This window comes from Actinoplanes sp. NPDC048988 (assembly GCF_043197815.1).
GTDB lineage: Bacteria > Actinomycetota > Actinomycetes > Mycobacteriales > Micromonosporaceae > Actinoplanes.
Map to the genome: position 1 here is coordinate 311,920 of NZ_JBICTW010000008.1, position 16,461 is coordinate 328,380.

Here is a 16,461-nt window from a genome sequence, read left to right on the forward strand (position 1 = left end):
AGAGCCGGGTAACTCTGGCAGAGCGGGGAGGGAAGATCAACAACCTCGATGGCCACTGTGGAACCGGGGGTGCCCCGAGTAGCCGGGCGCGTTCCAGGGCGCGATCCGGTGGGCGTAGGCGTAGCGGCCCCATCGAGCGTGCCGGATGAGGCCCATGACCAGGAAGGCGAGCGGGATGGCGGGCCAGAAGAACTGCGCCCCCGAGATGATCCACAAACCGGTCAGGATCATCGCGACCGACACGACGATATTGACATGCCGCCGCAGGCCCCGGCGTGTCGCCTTCTTCACCGCGGGTGACTCGGCGAGTGCCCACAGTCCGTTACCGGGCAGATCGGCGGTCAACGGGGTGAGCTCGTCGCGGTACGTCGCCGCGTAGCAGGCGGCCAGTCGCTGTTCGCCCTCGGCCAGGTCGAGGCGGCCCTCGGCCATCGCGGCCCGCAGGATCTCGGCGACCTGCTCGCGTTCCTGGTCGGAGGTCCGCATCCGTCTGGTGGTGTCGTTGGGTTGCACCGTTCCTCCTCAGTGGCTTCCGTGACACCAGAATCGGCGTTTCCGCCGCCTGCGGCGTCGGCCCGCCGGAGCATCTTTCCTGCGGCGTGTGGGTTATCCGCTTCTTGAGATGTACGACTTCTGGAGTACCCCGACCGCAGGCCGTACGCCCCGGGAAGCACGGGGCCGGCCGCCCGCACGCCGATGTCCCACCCCGGCCGAAGTCGGTAGGTTCGCAGCGTGAGGCAGAGAAAGCGGTGGGCGCCGCCCCCGACCGCCGACAGCCCGGCCCCGTGGTGGGACGGCGCTGGACGGGGGCCGGGGTGGCGGCCGGAGAACCGGACCGGGCGGTTCCGGTCCTCCCGCATGCAGCCGGGGGTCGGCGCGGTCATCGCCGGGGTGCTGTTCCACGTGCTCGGCGGGAACGGGCTGGCCGACGACGGGAAGGTCTTCGTGCCGCTGACGCCGTGGGCCTGGATGCTGCTCGTGGTGGGGCCGGCCGCGCTGCTGTGGCGGCGCTCCTGTCCGATCACCGTGTTCGCGGTCGCGGCGGCCGCCTCGATCGGCTTCGGCACGATCGCGGAGCCGAGCTGGGTGTACGCGGTGGCGCCGGCCCTGGCGCTCTTCCAGATCGCCCGGAACGGCCGGCCGGTGGCCGCCGGCGTCGCCGGTGGCACGGCTTACGTGACGTACCTCCTTGTTTGTGGCTTCTTCGCCGAGCGTCTGAGCCTGAACCCGGCCGTGCGGCCCAATGTGGGCCAGGCGGTGCTGCTGGCCGTCGGCCTGGTTCTGATGATCTTCCTGGGCAGCGCCTCGAAGTCCCGGTCCGAGCACATGGCCGAGATCATGAAAGTGCGGGCCGAGCGGGCCCGGGCCCGCGAGGAGCAGGAACGCCGTCAGGCCTCCGAGGAACGGCTGCGCATCGCCCGCGAGCTGCACGACGTGCTCGGCCACCACCTCTCGCTGATCAACGTGCAGGCCGGCGTCGGCCTGCACCTGATGGAACGTCAGCCCGAACAGGCCCGCGAGGCGCTCGCCGCGATCAAGACGGCCAGCGCCGAGGCGCTGCGTGAGGTGCGCGCGGTCCTCGATGTGCTGCGCACCGAGGACGAGGCCGCCCCGCGCCAGCCCGCGCTGGGCCTGAGCCGCCTGGAGGACCTGACGGCGGACGCCGGCCTTCCGGTCGAGACCAAGGTGACCGGCGAGCCGCGCGACCTGCCGCCGGAGGTCGACCGCGCCGCCTACCGCATCGTCCAGGAGGCCCTGACCAACGTCCGCCGCCACGCCGGCCCGGCCGCCACCGCCCGGATCAGCGTCGACTACCTGCCCACCACCCTGCACCTCGGCATCCGCAACGACGGCACCACCACCGCGCCCCGGGACGCCGGCGAGACCGGGGAAGCGCATGCCGGGACGGGGATCGCCGGGATGCGGGCCCGGGCCGAGAGCCTGGGCGGTCAGCTGGAGGCCGGCCCGGTCGACGGCGGCTACCTCGTCTCCGTGCTGCTGCCGTCCCCGGCCGCCGCGCCCATGGCCGCGCCCATTCCAGAGGAGTGCTAGATGATCTCGGTGCTGCTGGCGGACGACCAGCTTCTCGTCCGGGCCGGCTTCCGCGCGCTGCTCAACGCGGAACCCGGCATCCAGATCGTCGGTGAGGCGGCCGACGGGCTCGAGGCGGTGAAATTGGCCCGGCAGACCCGGCCCGACGTCGTCCTCATGGACATCCGCATGCCCGGTGTCGACGGCTTGGAGGCGACCCGCCGCATCGCCGCCGAGCCCGAGCTGGCCGAGGTGCGGGTGGTCATTCTGACCACCTTCGAGCTTGACGAGTACGTCTTCGAGGCGCTCCGCGCGGGCGCGTCCGGTTTCCTGGTCAAGGACACCGAGCCGGTCGAGCTGATCCGCGCGGTGCGCGCCGTCGCCGCCGGTGACGCGCTGCTCTCGCCGAGCGTGACCCGCCGGGTGATCGGCGAGTTCACCGCCGGTCACCGCGGGCGCCAGGCCGTGCCACCGGCCGCGCTCGACCAGCTCACCGACCGCGAGCGCGAAGTGCTCGTCCTGGTCGCCGAGGGGCTGTCGAACGACGAGATCGCGGCCCGCCTGGTGATCAGCCCGGCCACGGCCAAGACCCACGTCAGCCGCACGATGATCAAACTGGGGGCCCGGGACCGCGCGCAGCTGGTCGTCTACGCGTACGAGGCCGGTCTGATCCGTCCCGGCTGGCTGGGCTGAGTAACCGCCCCATCGGCGGGTATCTCTCTGTCCGCGAGTCGGCAGGCGGGAGTGGTGTGATGGCCGCGAAGGAACCCCCGGAGATCGCCGAGGCGGCGGTGGCCACCGGCGTCAAGAAGGCCGAGCTCAGGTGGGACAAGACCCTGGTCGGGTCCTTCCTGGCCGGCGCCTACATCGCCTTCGGCGGGCTGGTCGCCATCGCGGTGTCGTCCGGTCTGGACCCGCGGCTGTGGGGCAGCCTGCCGACCCTGTTCACCGGGGCCGCGTTCACCCTCGGGCTCGTGCTCGTCCTGGTCGCCGGTTCACACCTGCTGACCGGCAACATGATGCTGGTGCCGATGAGCGCCATGCGGGGCCGGCTCACCACGGGGGACGTCGCCCGCAACCTGACGCTCGTGCTGGTCGGCAACCTGGCCGGGGCGCTGTTCGTGGCGTACTTCCTCGCCGTGCAGAGCGGCGTGATCGGCGACGTCGGCACCGACGCCGGCACCTCGGGCGGCATGGCCTACGAACGGCTGGCCGGCATCGCCGAGGCCAAGGGGATGCACGAGAGCAACTGGCAGATCTTCCTGCGGGCCGTCGGCTGCAACTGGCTGGTCTGCCTGGCCGTCTGGATGTCGCTCGCCGCCGACACGCTTTCCGGCAAGATCCTGGTGATCTTCTTCCCAATCATGGCCTTCGTGGCGATGGGCTTCGACCACGTCGTGGCCAACATGTTCTTCCTGCCGGCCGCGATCTTCGCCGGCGTGCCCGGCCTCGGCTGGGACGACACCCTGCGCAACTGGCTGTTCGCCGGCGCCGGCAACCTCGTCGGAGCGGTCGTCTTCGTCGCCACCTCGTACTGGTATATGTACCTGCGCGACGATTCCAAATGATCTTTTATATCCATCGCTTGCCGTACGGAAATCATTCACTCTTTCGTGGTTGTGTTTCTGCGCGTGGAAAATGCAGCGTGCCTCCTAACATTCTTTCCATCAGGCACCGCTTGATGAGAGAGAAAGGCAGTTGTCATGAATAAGGTCACGCGCAAGATCACGATGACCGGTGTGGCCCTGGCCGCCGGCCTGACCATGGGCGTCGCCCCCGCCGCCGTCGCCCTCGCCGGCCCGGCCCAGGGTGGCGCGGCCGCGCAGGCCAGCGACCACCGGAGCCCCCGCGGCGACCGCCTTGTCGGCTTCTACCGCACGCAGAGCCAGTGCTGGAAGGTCGGCCGCATCGGCCAGTTCCACGACAAGTGGGACCGGTTCGACTGCGACCGCGTGCAGCGCGGCTTCAAGCGTGGCTGGGTCGCGCTGAAGGTGAGCAAGGACATGCGGGGCCACCAGCACGGCCACGGCCCGAGCCGCCCGCACGGCCACCGGTAATCTCGTTGCACGACGAAGGCCGCACCCCGGCGACGGGTGCGGCCTTCGTCATTTTCAGACAATTCCCAGGTTTGCGCTTTTTAACCGATGGGAAGTGATAGTCAGGACGGCGTGTCGTTTCCGCAAAGCAATTCCGCTAGTACTTTCGGACAATTCCTCAACGATGATCGTTCTCTTTGAGCTCGATCACCCAGGCCCGCCGCTCACAAATCTTCCCGTCCCGCATCCGGAACACCTCGGCCATCGACATGCGCACGACCGCACCGGTGTCGCGCGTCGCCGACCCGCTCAGCTCGGCCATCACGGTGTCACCCTGCTCCACCATCCGTACCACCTCGAGCCGCGGCGGCCCGGCAAAGCCCGGCCCCTCGATGGCCGCGTCGTAGGCGGCCTTCCCGCTCAGCCGGAACGCCCCGAACACCGTCCACTCGATGTCATCGGTGAGACACGACAGGATCCGCTGGTGATCCCCCCGGCGAAACCCCTCGAGGTACTCCTCAACCGTCTCCGTGTTCCGCGACATGCACCCTCCCACTCGCGTCTGGTCGTCCTAGACGGTCGTAGCCGTCCCGCAGCTCTTGACATCCCCGCCGCGCGCGGCGACCTCACGGACGCCATGATGGGCCGATGGATGACCGGGAGCTGGTCGGCTACTTGATCCGGTGCCTCAACGCTCGCGCATGGCGGCCTTCGCGTCGGTGAGCGGAGTCTGGTAGCCGTCTCTGAAATCCCGGCCGCCCGCGATGAAGTCCCGCGTCCACGATGGCCGGCAGTTCCGGGAGGCCGTTCGTCGCGTGTGGCGGGCCTCGTACTCGTCCCCGCCGTCGGCGAGATAGGCGGTGATCTTGTTGACGTTGGCCCTGATCGAGTGCTGGTCGTCGCCGAAGAGTCCCACGGCGGCCCGTAGATCCATGTCGATCTCTTCGAGCGGGGGAACCGTCCTCATCAGCTCGCGGTGCTGCTCGACGTAGGTCTGCCCGGACCGGTGAGCCCTCATGAGCCGTTGCGAGAGAGCCACCTGACTGTGCACGGCGGCCAGCCGGCGCAGAAAATCGAGCTGCTTGGCGCCTCTTCGGCCCGCAGCCGCGCCGCCCGCTGCAGCAGGTGGGTGAGAGCCGCACCGAAGAGCACCACGACCGCGATCTCGATCAGCGCCTCGGCGACGGCCCGCCCGAAGGTGTGCACCTCGGCGTCCGTGTCGAACGTGGTGAGCATCAGCACGGCCACGCCGGCACACCCGGGATCAGCCCGGAGGGCCCTCGTGGCGGCCACCCCGCCGACGCCCGGCATCCGCACGTCCATCAGGACCACGTCGGGTCTCGTACGGCGGGTCAGCCCCACCACCTGAGCCCCGTCGGAGGCCTCACCGACCACGGCGATCCGCTCGCCGGCACCACCCTGAAGAAGCACGGTCAACCCGGCCCGCACGATCGCCTGGTCGTCGGCGAGCACCACCCGCGTCACCCCGTCACCGGTCATGGCGCGTCGTGGGGGATCGTCGCCTCGACCCGCCAGCCGGCGGTCAGGGTGCCGCCCGAAGCGACGTCAGCGCCTCCGAGATCGAGGCGGTGACCTGGTCGAGAGCCCGTGACGCGGCGGCCGGATCTCGGCGGTCCTCCTGCCGGGCGACGCCGGCGTGGATCGCCGCCACGGTCAGCGTGTGACCGATCGAGTCGTGCAGCTCACGGGAGAGTTCCTGCTTGTGCGCGGCCAGCCGGTGCTCGGCGGCCAGCGCGATCTGCCGCTCGGTGAGCTCGCCGATCCGGCGCCGTGCCCGGACCAGTTCGCCCAGCGCGATGGCGGCGACGGCCAGCGCGACGTGCCCCGTCATGTCGTAGAGCAGCACGTACTTCTCGCTCTGCCCGTCGAGGATCCGGAAGACCGCCGACACGCTCAGGGCGATGACCGCGGCCGCGGCGGCCGAACGGCGATGCCCGGCCTCGGCCGCCGAGTAGAGGGCGGCGGCCACCGGCACGGCGACGCCGATCGCCGGATAGCCGGCGGTGTAGTACGCGAACAGCCCGAACACGGTGAGCGCGAGGACGAGCCGCGGATGAGCCCGCCGGCGCAGCATCAGGGCGCCCAGCGCCACGGCCCACACGTAGGCGCCGGGAGTGTTCTGTCCACCCTGGCCGGCCGAGACCACCACGGCCAGCACGGCCGCCACCCCGACCGCGAGTGCCGCGTCTCGTCTCACATCCCGATGCTAAAAGGTTCTTCGTACGCTCAGAAGCGACATTCGCGGCCGCCCTCGGCGGGAAGTCGTGGCGTGGGGCCGGCCCTATGGTCGCCGCATGAGACTCGGTCTGCGTCCCTGGGTGATCGTTCTGCTCGGCCTGGCGGCCGCCCCGCGGGCGGTGTTGCACGATCTCGACCTGATCCACGAGAGGACCGGAGTCAACGCGGTGCTGGCGGGTCGGTTCTGCTGCGCGGTGCCATAACGGTCAGCAGCCTCTTCACCGGCCTGGCCGTCGGCGCGATCTGTGGTGCGATCGCCTGGTTCGTGAGCTGGGCCGTCGGGAGCCGCCGCCGAGGGCGCGCGTCGTGACGCGGTGTCAGACGGTGGGGTCCCGGGGGGTGGCGACCAGCAGCAGCGCCACGTCGTCGTCGGGGGCTGTGGCTTCGGCGTGGTGGAGGACCAGGTCGGCCAGGGCGTCGATGTCGGTGGTGGTGTGGCCGGCCAGGAGGCGGTGGACGCGGGCGATGCCGTCGTCGATGGTGGCTGTGCGGCTTTCGACCAGGCCGTCGGTGTAGAGCATCACGATCGCGCCCGGTGGCAGGTGGCAGGTCTGGTTGCGGCGGGAGACGCGGCGGACCGCGCCGATCAGCGGGTCGTGTTCGCCCAGCGAGACGGCTCGGCCGTCCAGCAGCACGACGGGTGCCGGGTGGCCGGCGTTGGCCCAGGTCAGCTGATGTCCGCCGGCGGGGTCCGGCTCCAGGTAGGCCAGCAGCACCGTGGCCAGGTTCTCCAGGCCCGCCACCCGGCGGGTGTGCTCCAGCCGGCGCAGCACCGCCGACGGTGGCTCGTGCCGGTCGATGACCAGGGTGCGCAGCATGCTGCGGTACTGGCTCATCGCCGCCGCCGCGGTGACGCTGTGGCCGGTGACGTCGCCCATGACCAGCACCAGGCGGTTCCCTTCGAGGGCCAGCGCGTCGTACCAGTCGCCGCCCACGTGGTCTTCGTGGTGGGCGGGGGCGTACCGGGCCGCCACCCTCAGCGTCGGGTGGTGCGGCAGCGGGCTGAGCAGCGCCTTCTGCATCACCGCGGCCGCCGCCCGCCGGTCCGCCAGCACGTCGGCGCGGGTCAGCGCCTGCACCACGAAACCGGCCAGCGCGGTCAGCACTGCCTGCTCGCCGGAGTCCAGGATGTTCGGCTGGCGCCAGACGAACGTCAGCGCCCCGGCCGGGCCGGTCGCCCCGGGCAGCGGCACGCTGGCCGCCGACTGCCAGCCCAGTTCCTCGAACGTGCTCAGCGCGTCCGGCGCCGTCGCCGCGACCGCCGCCAGGTTGGGCAGCAGCACCGGCCGGCCGGTCCGCGCGGCCAGCGCCGACGGGGTGCGCGTCCCGTCCGGGTAGAGCGCCCATCGGTCGGCCTGAACGGACGGCAGCAGCCTCTTCGACGCCAGCGCCACCTGTTCGCCCTCGGCGAGCAGGGAGACTCCGACGTACGCCGGGTCGAGTGTGCCCGTCACCAGTTCCCGCACCGCGTCGACCACCTTGTCGACGCTGTCGGCGTCGGCCAGGGCCGCGCTGGCGTGCAGCAGCAGCCGGGTCCGGCCGGCCACGGTCTCGGCCGCGTACCGGGCGATCCGCGCCCGCAGGGCGTCGGAGCATGTGGCGGCCAGGTCGGCGAGCAGGGACAGCTCGGCCTCGGTCCAGTGCCGGGGCTCGTGGTCGATGGCGCACAGGGAGCCGAGCACCTGCCCGTCGGCGTCGGTCAGCGGCATTCCCGCGTAGCCGACCACGCCCAGGTCGTCGACGGCGAGGCTGTCGCGGACCAGGGGGTCGGCGCGGGCGTCGACGACCACCAGCGGCTCGCGGGTGGCCACCACGTGCTGGCAGAAGGAGTGCGACAGCGGGGTCTGCCGTTCCCGCGCCCACGGCTGGCCCAGCCCGCAGGCGCCCGGGAAGACCTGCCGGTCGTCGCTGACCAGGGACACCAGGGCGACCGGCACGTGCAGCGTGCGGCGAACGATCTCGGCGAACCGGTCGAACGCCTCGTCGGCGGCCGCGCCGAGGCCGGTGTGCCGCAGCGCCGCCAGCCGGGCCTGGCCGGCCAGCGTCCGGCGCAGATCGTCGTCGAGCATCCGGCAATTATGGGACGGCCGGATCAGCGGCGCAGCGTCAGGATCAGGTCGACGACCAGGGCGGTCCAGCCGGTCTGATGCCACGCGCCGAGGCCGGCCCCGTTGTCGCCGTGGAAGTACTCCGGGAAGACGATCAAATCCTTCCAATCCGGGTGGGTCTGCAGGAGTTCGGAGGCGCCGTAGATCGGGCGGTGGCCGTTCTCGTCCGGCAGGAACAGGGCGATCAGCCGCCGCGAGATGTCGTCGGCGATGTCGGCCAGCGGTTCCTTCTGTTGCGAGCCGGTCGGGTACTCCGCCTTGATGTCGTGGCCGAAGAAACCCGCGTACTCACGAAGGGCCTCGATGAGCAGATAGTTGACCGGCATCCAGATGGGGCCGCGCCAGTTGGAGTTGCCGCCGAACAGGCCGCTCGTGCTTTCCGCCGGCTCGTAGCCCACCGTGAAGTCGGAGCCGCCGAGCGACACGGTGAAGGGCTTCTCCAGATGCGATCGGGAGAGGGTCCTGATCCCGTACGGGGAAAGGAATTCCTCCGGGTCGAGCATGCGGCCCAGGACGCGCAGCAGCTGGTCCTGGCCGACCATCGCCAGCAGGCGTTGCTGGCGGCCCTCGGGGGAGAGGCGGCGGGCGCTGATCACGTCGGCCATCTCGCCCTGTGACGCGCGCAGCCAGCGCAGGCGGGCGCTCAGCTCGGGCAGCCGGTCCAGCGTGGCCTTCGTGATCCGGGTGGTCGCGGCCAGCGGGAGCAGGCCGACGATGGAGCGCACCTTCAACGGCAGCTTGTGGCCGTCGGGCAGGCGCAGCTGGTCGTAGAAGAAGCAGTCCTCCTCGTCCCACAAGCCCTGGCGGTAGGCCGCCTCCGCGATGTAGGCGAAGTGTTCGAAGAACTTCGTCGCCATGTCCTCGTAGGTGCGGTCGTGCAGGGCGAGCCGGATCGCCATGTCGAGCAGGTTCAGCGCGTACATGGCCATCCAGCCCGTGCCGTCGGACTGCTCGAGCACACCGGCCACCGGCAGGGCGGCCGAGCGGTCGAACGGGCCGACGTTGTCCAGGCCGAGGAAGCCGCCCTCGAACACGTTGTTGCCGCCGACGTCCTTGCGGTTGACCCACCAGGTGAAGTTCATCAGCAGCTTGTGCATGACGCGGGCCAGGAAGTCGAAGTCGCGGCCGCCGTCGATCTCGAAGACGCGCAGCGCCGCCCACGCGTGCACCGGCGGGTTGACGTCGCCGAACGCCCACTCGTAGGCGGGGATCTGGCCGTTGGGATGCATGTACCACTCGCGCAGCAGCAGCACGAGCTGGGCCTTGGCGAAGCTGGGGTCGACCCGGGCGATGGAGACGCAGTGGAACGCCAGGTCCCAGGCCGCGTACCAGGGGTACTCCCACGGGTCGGGCATGGAGATGACGTCGAAGCTGTTCATGTGCCACCAGGCGTTGTTGCGCCCGTAGCGCCGGCCCGGTGGTGGCGGCGCCGAGCCGGGGTCGCCGGCCAGCCACTGCTTGACGTCGAAGTGGTAGAACTGCTTGCCCCACATCAGCCCGGCGATGCCCTGCCGGGCCACGGCCTTCTCCTCGGCCGACGCGGCCGCCGGAATCACGTCGCCGAAGAACTCGTCGGCCTCGGCCAGCCGCGCGCGCATGACCTCGTTCCAGTCGTCGGCCAGGTCGAGCGCACCGACCTGGTCGTCGTCGGCCGCCAGCCGCAGGCGAATTGTCCGAGTCTCGCCGGGACCCAGCGTGACTTTATACCAGAGTGCACCTTTTGTGCCGGTCAGAGCGGGGTTCACGGTAGGGGCGCCGGAAACCACGAAGTCGTTGATGCCGTCCTTCGGGAACATCGTCGTACCGGGCTGGCCCCACAGGCGCTGCGAGTTGGTCTCGTTGTCGCAGAGCAGCGGCTCGCCCCGCTCGTCACCCTCGAGGACGATGCTCCCGAGCGTGCGATGACGCCCGGCGAGCCGGCCGGGACGGCCGACGATCGACGGTACGGCGCGATTGGGCAGCCCCCACGACCACGTGTTCCGGAACCACAGCGTCGGCAGCACGTGCAGGGTGGCCGGCTCCGGGCCGCGGTTCGCGATGTGGATCGCGATGCACATGTCCTTCGGGGACGCCTTGGCGTAGTCGACGGTCACCGCCCAGTAGCGGTCCTCGTCGAAGATCCCGGTGTCGGCGAGCTCGTACTCCGCCTCCTCCCGGGAACGCTGCCCGTTGACGCGGACCAGCTGGTCGTACGGGAAAGCCTCCTGCGGATAGTGGTAGCGCCAGCGCATCCACGAGTGCGTGGGCGTCGAGTCCTGGTACCACCAGTACTCCTTGGCGTCCTCACCGTGGTTGCCGCCGTCGCCGCCGAGCCCGAACATCCGCTCCTTGAGGATCGGGTCCTGCCCGTTCCACAGAGCCAGCGCGAAACAGAACGTCTGCCGGTCGTCGCAGATACCGGCCATGCCGTCGTCGTTCCACCGGTAGGCTCGCGACCGCGCGTGGTCATGGGGAAAGTAGTCCCACGCCGTCCCGTGCTCGCTGTAATCCTCCCGGACCGTGCCCCACGCGCGCTCCGCCACGTAGGGGCCCCATGCCCGCCACGGCTGCTCGCCGGAGTCCGCCTGCGCCAGGCGTAAGCGCTCCGCCACGCCGTGTCTCACCCCCACTATCCGTTGTCACCTAGTTTGATTGTGCCCGAGAACTGGAGGTCATCTGATGGCTACGCTGCGCAGGACGGCGTTCGGCCCCCAGGTGTGCGGGCACCTCGGCGAGTCCGCCACTCGTGAGTGGCTCGTACCCGACGGCGCCGGCGGATACGCCATGGGCACGATAAGTGGTCTGCGGACCCGGCGCTACCACGGATTACTCGTCGTCGCGGGGGAAACGCCGGCGTCGCGCCGGCTCGGTCTGGCCTCTCTGGACCCGGTTCTCACGCTTGCCTCGGGTACGTCCGTACGCCTGGCCACCCACGAATGGTCCGACGGCACCATCGCCCCGCGCGGCCACGAACTGCTGACGAGTTTCGAACTGGTCGACGGCCTGCCCCGCTGGCGCTGGCGGATCGGCGACGTCGTCCTGGAACGCGTGCTGGCCATGGAAGCGGGCCGCCCGGCCGTCGCCGTGGTCCATCGCCTGCTCACCGGCGGCCCGGTCGGCCTCACCCTGGACGCGCTCTGCACGTGGCGCGACATCCACGGTGAGCGCACGGCGTCCGGCCCGCCGCCGGCGGTCACCGCCGCCGAGGGCGGGTGCGTGGTCGAGGAGGCGTACCGCTTGCGGGGTCCCGAATTCCGCCCGGCGGGTGCGTGGTGGCGCGGGGTGCGGCACCGCGAGGAGGCGGCGCGGGGCCTCACCCCGACCGAGGATCTGTGGTACGCCGGAAGCTTCCACGCCGAGCTGCGCCAGCCCGGCGCGGTCGCGTCGGTCACGGCCTGGGCGGGCGATCTGAGCTCGCCCCCGCCGCCGGCCTCGGAGGTGGTGGAGGCCGCGCAGGCCCGCAACCGGGCCGTCGTGGCGGCGGCCGCACCCGCCGACGACGACCAGGCGACCCTCGCGCTCGCGGCGGACGCCTTCATCATCCGTACCACCACAGGGTTCGACGTCGTCGCCGGCTATCCGTGGTTCGGCGCCTGGTCCCGCGACACGATGATCAGCTACGAGGGCCTGTTCCTGTCCACGGGCCGGTTCGACGAGGGAAGAACTTTATTGCTGTCGTACGCGGCGACGCTCTCCGAGGGCATGCTGGCCAACACGGACGGCCAGTTCAACACCGCCGACGGCACCCTCTGGTTCATCCACGCGGTCGGCCGCCACGTGGCCGTGACCGGCGACGTGGACCTGGCCGCCACCCTGCTCCCGGCGCTGCTGGACGTGGTCGGCCACCACCTGCGGGGCACCCGCTACGGCATCGCCGTCGACCGGTCCGACGGCCTGCTCCGCCAGGGCGCCCCCGGCGAGGCCCTGACCTGGATGGACGCCCGGGTGGAGGGCGTGCCCGTCACCCCGCGCGCGGGCAAGGCGGTCGAGATCAACGCCCTGTGGGTGAACGCCCTGGCCACGGTCATCAAACTGGCCTGGCAGGCCCGCACCGGAGCCGGCCCCGCCGTGAAGGCCCACCCGGAGGCCCTGACCAGCTTCGCCCGCCGCTTCCCGGCCCCGTCCGGCTGGCTCTACGACGTCCTCGACGGTCCCGCGGGCGACGACGCCACCATGCGCCCCAACCAGCTCCTGGCCTGGTCTCTGCCGTACGCCCCGCTCCGCCCGGCCCCGGCGGCGCTGCAGGCGATCGGCGCCGCCCTGATGACCCCGCTGGGCTTGCGCAGCCAGGCCCCGAACACCCCCGGCTACCACGGCACCCACCGAGGCACCCCGGCCGCCCGCGACGCGGCCTACCACACGGGAACGGTCTGGCCCTGGCTGATCGGCCCCTTCGTCACGGCCTGGCACCGCATAGGAGTCCCCGCCACCCAGATCATCTCCGACGCCGACGACCACCTGACCGAATACGGCCTGGGCTCCATCTCGGAAACCGCCGACGGCAACGCCCCGCATGCCGCCACCGGCTGTCCCTTCCAGGCCTGGTCGGTAGCCGAGGCCCTCCGAGTCCGCCGCCTGTAGTCAACCTCCTGTCCCGCCGGGTAGATGCGCCAAGGGCTGGATCACCTACGAGCCCGCGGCCATCGGCAAGCCGGACGGCGTCGAATACCGCAACGACACGACGAGCGCCCGCTGGGAGTGGTAGATCCGCGGTGGTGATGCGCGTCGGCGTGGCGTTCATCGCGGGATTCAGCGAGCGGCTGGCCCAAGACGCCATCACCCGGGCCAGCAGCGCCATTCCGGCCACCGAGCTGCCCGAGGATCCGGCGCTGAAGCCTCCACCCCGGTCGGGAAAGCCGGCATAGGCACAGTTCAGTTCAGGGAATCGGCCGCCAGTCGGGTGACGCATGGTTGCGGGCCGCGGGGCTGGCACGGTGGCTGCATGACTCAGAGCACGCCGTCGTTTCCCGAAGTGGGGGATGTGGAAGCGGCCGCCACGGTGCGGTTGAGCGCGGAGCAGTTCGAGCGGGCCGCGCGGTACGGGGTGGTGGCCGAGGTCGAGCCGGGGCAGCGTCTGCCCAATGACCTGACCCTGTGTGACACTGCCACGCTGGCCGATGGGCTTGTCGCCTACGGGCCGGGCGGGTTCGCCGGGGAGCTGAGCGTTCTCACGGGGCAGAAGCCGGCTCTTTCCGTACGGGTGGTGACGGCGGGCCGGGTTCACCGGCTGGACCGGCCGGCTTTTCGGCGGCTGATGGCTCAGCAGACGGATCTGTCGGATCTGTTTCTGCGGGCGCTGATCGCGCGCCGGCGGCTGCTGCGGTTGAGCGCGGAGCAGACCACCCGCATCATCGGTGATCCGCGGGGTGGGGACGGGCTGGCCCTCCGGGTTTTCCTGTCGCGGCAGGGGCTGCCTCATCTGTGGCTCGACGCCGCTTCGGTGGAGGCTCACGCCGTACTCAACAGGGAGGGCCTGCGGGAAGACGACCTGCCGGTTGCTTTCACGCCGGACGGGATCCTGCGGCGGGTGACGCCGGGTGTGCTGGGGGAGCGGCTCGGGCTCACCTATCGGGCCGCCGGGCGGGGTGTCGTCGACCTCGCCGTCGTCGGGGCCGGACCGGCCGGGCTGGGTGCGGCCGTCTACGGCGCTTCCGAAGGGCTGAGCACGCTGCTGGTCGACGCGGTCGCCACCGGCGGGCAGGCCGCGACCAGCGCAAGGATCGAGAACTATCTGGGGTTCCCGTTCGGGCTCAGCGGCTCCGACCTGACCACGCGGGCGGCCGTGCAGGCGCTCAAGTTCGGGGCCGAGATCGCCAGCCCGTGCGAGGTGGCGGCGCTGCGGACCGGGGAGAAGGAGCATGTGCTGGTGCTGTCCGACGGCACCGAGGTGCCGGCCCGGGCGGTCGTCGTCGCCACCGGGGCGGCCTACCGGACGTTGCCGATCGCCCGGTGGGACCACTTCGTGGGCAGGGGGATCTACCACGCCGCCACCGATCTGGAGGCGCAGGGCGTCGCGGGGGAGGCGGTCGCGGTGGTCGGCGGGGCCAACTCGGCCGGGCAGGCGTCGCTTCACCTGGCCCGGTACGCCGAGCACGTCACGCTGATCGTGCGCAGTGCCGACCTCGGGGCGAAGATGTCGGCCTACCTGGTCGAGCGGATCCGGGCCGACCCGCGGATCACCGTGCGGACCGGCACCGAGATCACCGGGCTGATGGGTGAGGAACGACTCGACGGCCTGACCGTGACCGGACTCGGCGAGCCGCTGGCGTGCCGGGGGCTGTTCAGCTTCATCGGCGCGGTCGCGGCCACCGGGTGGCTGGCCGGGCCGGCGCTGGACGAGGACGGGTTCGTGCTGACCGACGGACCGGGGGCGCTGCCGTTCGAGACGAGCGTGCCGGGGGTCTTCGCGGCCGGGGACGTGCGTCACGCCTCGCTGAAGCGGGTGGCGGCGGCCGTGGGGGAGGGCGCGAGCGCGGTCCGCTCGGTGCACCAGGCGCTGGCCCGGGGGTGATCCTCCGTGCAGAGGGGACAGAGCCGGGTCACGCCGTGGCGTTCGCAGTACTCGTTCGTCTTCTTGAAGGACACCAGGCCGGCCAGGAAACCCACCAGCAGGGCGGCGACGACGACTATGCCGAGGATCATGGGACTCTCCTCCCGCGCTTTCCCCTCACACGTCGCGGGGCGGCGGGCCGGTTCATAGGATCAGCGGCATGGATTTCGGTGTCGGTTACTTCCCCACCCATGACGGCGTTCGGCCCGGTGAGATCGCGAGGCGGGTCGAGGAGCGCGGGCACGCCGCGCTGTACTTCGCCGAGCACACGCACATTCCGGCCAGCCGCGAGTCGGCGTGGCCCGGTGGTGACGTGCTGCCGCAGAAGTACTCGCACACGTACGACCTGTTCGTCGCTCTGACCGCGGCCGCCGAGGCCACCAGCCGGCTGCGGATCGGGGCCGGGGTGTGCCTGGTCATCGAGCGGGACCCGATCACCACGGCCAAGGAGGTGGCCAGCGTCGACCACCTCAGCGGCGGGCGCCTCGACTTCGGCGTCGGCATCGGCTGGAACCGCGAGGAGATGCGCAACCACGGCACCGACCCGCGCACCCGGGTGCGGCTGTTCGGCGAGCGGATCAAGGCGATGAAGCAGATCTGGACCGAGGACGAGGCGACGTTCCACGGCGAGTTCGTCAACTTCGACCGGATCTGGTCGTGGCCCAAGCCGGCCCAGAGGCCGAACCCGCCGGTGCTGATCGGCGGCGGCGGCGAGAGCGTGGTCGATCGGGTTCTGGAGTACGGCGACGGCTGGTTCCCGCAGTGGCGCGACGACAACATCGCGGCCCGGGTGACCGAGCTGCGCGCCCGGGCCGACCGCTACCTGCAGATCCAGATGCTGAGCGTTCCGCCGGACCCGAAGGCGCTGGAGAAGTGCGCCGAGGCCGGCGTCGAGCGGGCGTCGGTGTGGTTGCCGTCGGGCCCGTGGAGCGTCGTCGAGCCGGCCCTGGAGAGGTGGGAGAAGGCGATCGGCGAGCTGGTCGGGCGGTGACGCCGGCCGAGCGCTTCGCCACACAGCCGGTGGCCCGGCTGGCCACGGTCGGCGCGGACGGGGCGCCGCATCTCGTGCCGATCGTGTTCGCCCTGATCGGCAACGTGATCATCTCAGCCGTGGACGCCAAGCCGAAGCGGACCCGCGCCCTCAGGCGGCTGGCCGACATCGCCGCCGAGCCGCGCGTCAGCGTGCTGGCCGACCATTACGACACCGATTGGCAAACCCTGTGGTGGGTACGGGCGGACGGCCTGGCCCGGGTCCGCGACGACCCGCCCGCCGGTGTGCCGGAGCTGATCGCGCGCTATCCGCAGTATCAGCAAGCCGCTCCAGCCGGCCCGTACCTCGAGATAACCGTGACGAAGTGGACAGCGTGGGACGCCACGGCTCACAGTTCGCCGGGGGCGCCCGCCTAGGCCGTGTCCTGCCGATCACCGGAGCCAGATTAGGGCGGCGATGAGCAGCAACGATGACCGGTAAAGGGCGGCGCGTTTGGCGTAGCGAGTG

At 71.1% G+C, this 16,461-nt stretch carries 18 protein-coding genes; 10 read left to right on the forward strand and 8 right to left on the reverse strand.

Annotated elements, in window-relative coordinates:
• Nucleotides 1-36: 36 nt before the first annotated feature.
• The gene (locus tag ACGFJ7_RS26045; RefSeq protein WP_392644242.1) at nucleotides 37-513 is read right to left on the reverse strand and encodes a DUF1707 domain-containing protein; all 477 of its coding nucleotides are present in this window, start codon (nucleotides 511-513) and stop codon (nucleotides 37-39) included.
• Nucleotides 514-732: 219 nt separating this feature from the next.
• Between ACGFJ7_RS26045 and ACGFJ7_RS26050 the strand changes: the two genes are divergently transcribed.
• The 4 genes from ACGFJ7_RS26050 (at nucleotide 733) to ACGFJ7_RS26065 (ending at nucleotide 4,088) form a co-directional block, all read left to right on the forward strand.
• A complete protein-coding gene (locus tag ACGFJ7_RS26050) occupies nucleotides 733-2,052 on the forward strand; it encodes a histidine kinase (RefSeq protein ID WP_360259720.1) in 1,320 nt (439 codons plus the stop codon).
• Nucleotides 2,053-2,724, forward strand: a complete 672-nt coding sequence (locus ACGFJ7_RS26055) for a response regulator transcription factor (protein WP_360259723.1) — start codon at nucleotides 2,053-2,055, stop codon at nucleotides 2,722-2,724.
• 59 nt (nucleotides 2,725-2,783) lie between these two features.
• Complete coding sequence (locus ACGFJ7_RS26060; protein ID WP_360259725.1) at nucleotides 2,784-3,599, forward strand: formate/nitrite transporter family protein; 816 nt, start codon at nucleotides 2,784-2,786, stop codon at nucleotides 3,597-3,599.
• 135 nt (nucleotides 3,600-3,734) lie between these two features.
• Entirely contained in the window at nucleotides 3,735-4,088 is a 354-nt protein-coding gene (locus ACGFJ7_RS26065) for a hypothetical protein (RefSeq protein WP_360259727.1), read from the forward strand.
• A 157-nt stretch (nucleotides 4,089-4,245) separates the two neighbouring features.
• Here ACGFJ7_RS26065 and ACGFJ7_RS26070 read toward each other — a convergent pair whose 3' ends face one another.
• From ACGFJ7_RS26070 to ACGFJ7_RS26085, 4 genes are all read right to left on the reverse strand, one after another.
• Nucleotides 4,246-4,611 carry a nuclear transport factor 2 family protein gene (locus ACGFJ7_RS26070; RefSeq protein ID WP_360259729.1) on the reverse strand — a complete coding sequence of 122 codons (366 nt, stop codon included), beginning with the start codon at nucleotides 4,609-4,611 and terminating at the stop codon, nucleotides 4,246-4,248.
• A 144-nt stretch (nucleotides 4,612-4,755) separates the two neighbouring features.
• Nucleotides 4,756-5,085, reverse strand: a complete 330-nt coding sequence (locus tag ACGFJ7_RS26075; protein WP_392644247.1) for a hypothetical protein — start codon at nucleotides 5,083-5,085, stop codon at nucleotides 4,756-4,758.
• On the reverse strand, nucleotides 5,082-5,567 hold the full coding sequence (locus tag ACGFJ7_RS26080; protein ID WP_392644249.1) for a response regulator transcription factor: 486 nt from the start codon (nucleotides 5,565-5,567) through the stop codon (nucleotides 5,082-5,084). The genes ACGFJ7_RS26075 and ACGFJ7_RS26080 overlap by 4 nt, the downstream gene beginning before the upstream one ends.
• 43 nt (nucleotides 5,568-5,610) lie before the next feature.
• Nucleotides 5,611-6,285 carry a histidine kinase gene (locus ACGFJ7_RS26085; protein WP_392644251.1) on the reverse strand — a complete coding sequence of 225 codons (675 nt, stop codon included), beginning with the start codon at nucleotides 6,283-6,285 and terminating at the stop codon, nucleotides 5,611-5,613.
• A gap of 97 nt (nucleotides 6,286-6,382) precedes the next feature.
• Between ACGFJ7_RS26085 and ACGFJ7_RS26090 the strand changes: the two genes are divergently transcribed.
• Complete coding sequence (locus ACGFJ7_RS26090; protein ID WP_392644253.1) at nucleotides 6,383-6,529, forward strand: hypothetical protein; 147 nt, start codon at nucleotides 6,383-6,385, stop codon at nucleotides 6,527-6,529.
• A 114-nt stretch (nucleotides 6,530-6,643) separates the two neighbouring features.
• On the opposite strand, the gene ACGFJ7_RS26095 is transcribed toward ACGFJ7_RS26090, so the two are convergent.
• Nucleotides 6,644-8,395, reverse strand: coding sequence for a SpoIIE family protein phosphatase (locus ACGFJ7_RS26095; RefSeq protein WP_360259739.1), 1,752 nt, complete (start codon nucleotides 8,393-8,395; stop codon nucleotides 6,644-6,646).
• A 23-nt stretch (nucleotides 8,396-8,418) separates the two neighbouring features.
• Nucleotides 8,419-11,037, reverse strand: a complete 2,619-nt coding sequence (locus ACGFJ7_RS26100) for a glucosidase (protein WP_392644255.1) — start codon at nucleotides 11,035-11,037, stop codon at nucleotides 8,419-8,421.
• Nucleotides 11,038-11,092: 55 nt separating this feature from the next.
• Here ACGFJ7_RS26100 and ACGFJ7_RS26105 point away from each other — a divergent pair, with 55 nt between their 5' ends.
• The 3 genes from ACGFJ7_RS26105 (at nucleotide 11,093) to ACGFJ7_RS26115 (ending at nucleotide 14,924) form a co-directional block, all read left to right on the forward strand.
• A complete protein-coding gene (locus ACGFJ7_RS26105) occupies nucleotides 11,093-12,994 on the forward strand; it encodes an amylo-alpha-1,6-glucosidase (protein ID WP_392644257.1) in 1,902 nt (633 codons plus the stop codon).
• 131 nt (nucleotides 12,995-13,125) lie between these two features.
• A complete protein-coding gene (locus tag ACGFJ7_RS26110; protein WP_360259747.1) occupies nucleotides 13,126-13,278 on the forward strand; it encodes a hypothetical protein in 153 nt (50 codons plus the stop codon).
• 77 nt (nucleotides 13,279-13,355) lie between these two features.
• Nucleotides 13,356-14,924, forward strand: a complete 1,569-nt coding sequence (locus tag ACGFJ7_RS26115; RefSeq protein WP_392644259.1) for an FAD-dependent oxidoreductase — start codon at nucleotides 13,356-13,358, stop codon at nucleotides 14,922-14,924.
• On the opposite strand, the gene ACGFJ7_RS26120 is transcribed toward ACGFJ7_RS26115, so the two are convergent.
• On the reverse strand, nucleotides 14,837-15,055 hold the full coding sequence (locus ACGFJ7_RS26120) for a hypothetical protein (protein WP_360259751.1): 219 nt from the start codon (nucleotides 15,053-15,055) through the stop codon (nucleotides 14,837-14,839). The genes ACGFJ7_RS26115 and ACGFJ7_RS26120 overlap by 88 nt on opposite strands.
• 68 nt (nucleotides 15,056-15,123) lie before the next feature.
• Here ACGFJ7_RS26120 and ACGFJ7_RS26125 point away from each other — a divergent pair, with 68 nt between their 5' ends.
• The gene (locus tag ACGFJ7_RS26125; RefSeq protein ID WP_392644261.1) at nucleotides 15,124-15,954 is read left to right on the forward strand and encodes an LLM class F420-dependent oxidoreductase; all 831 of its coding nucleotides are present in this window, start codon (nucleotides 15,124-15,126) and stop codon (nucleotides 15,952-15,954) included.
• The gene (locus tag ACGFJ7_RS26130; RefSeq protein WP_392644262.1) at nucleotides 15,951-16,370 is read left to right on the forward strand and encodes a TIGR03668 family PPOX class F420-dependent oxidoreductase; all 420 of its coding nucleotides are present in this window, start codon (nucleotides 15,951-15,953) and stop codon (nucleotides 16,368-16,370) included. Before ACGFJ7_RS26125 ends, ACGFJ7_RS26130 begins: the two co-directional genes overlap by 4 nt.
• Nucleotides 16,371-16,461 lie beyond the last annotated feature (91 nt).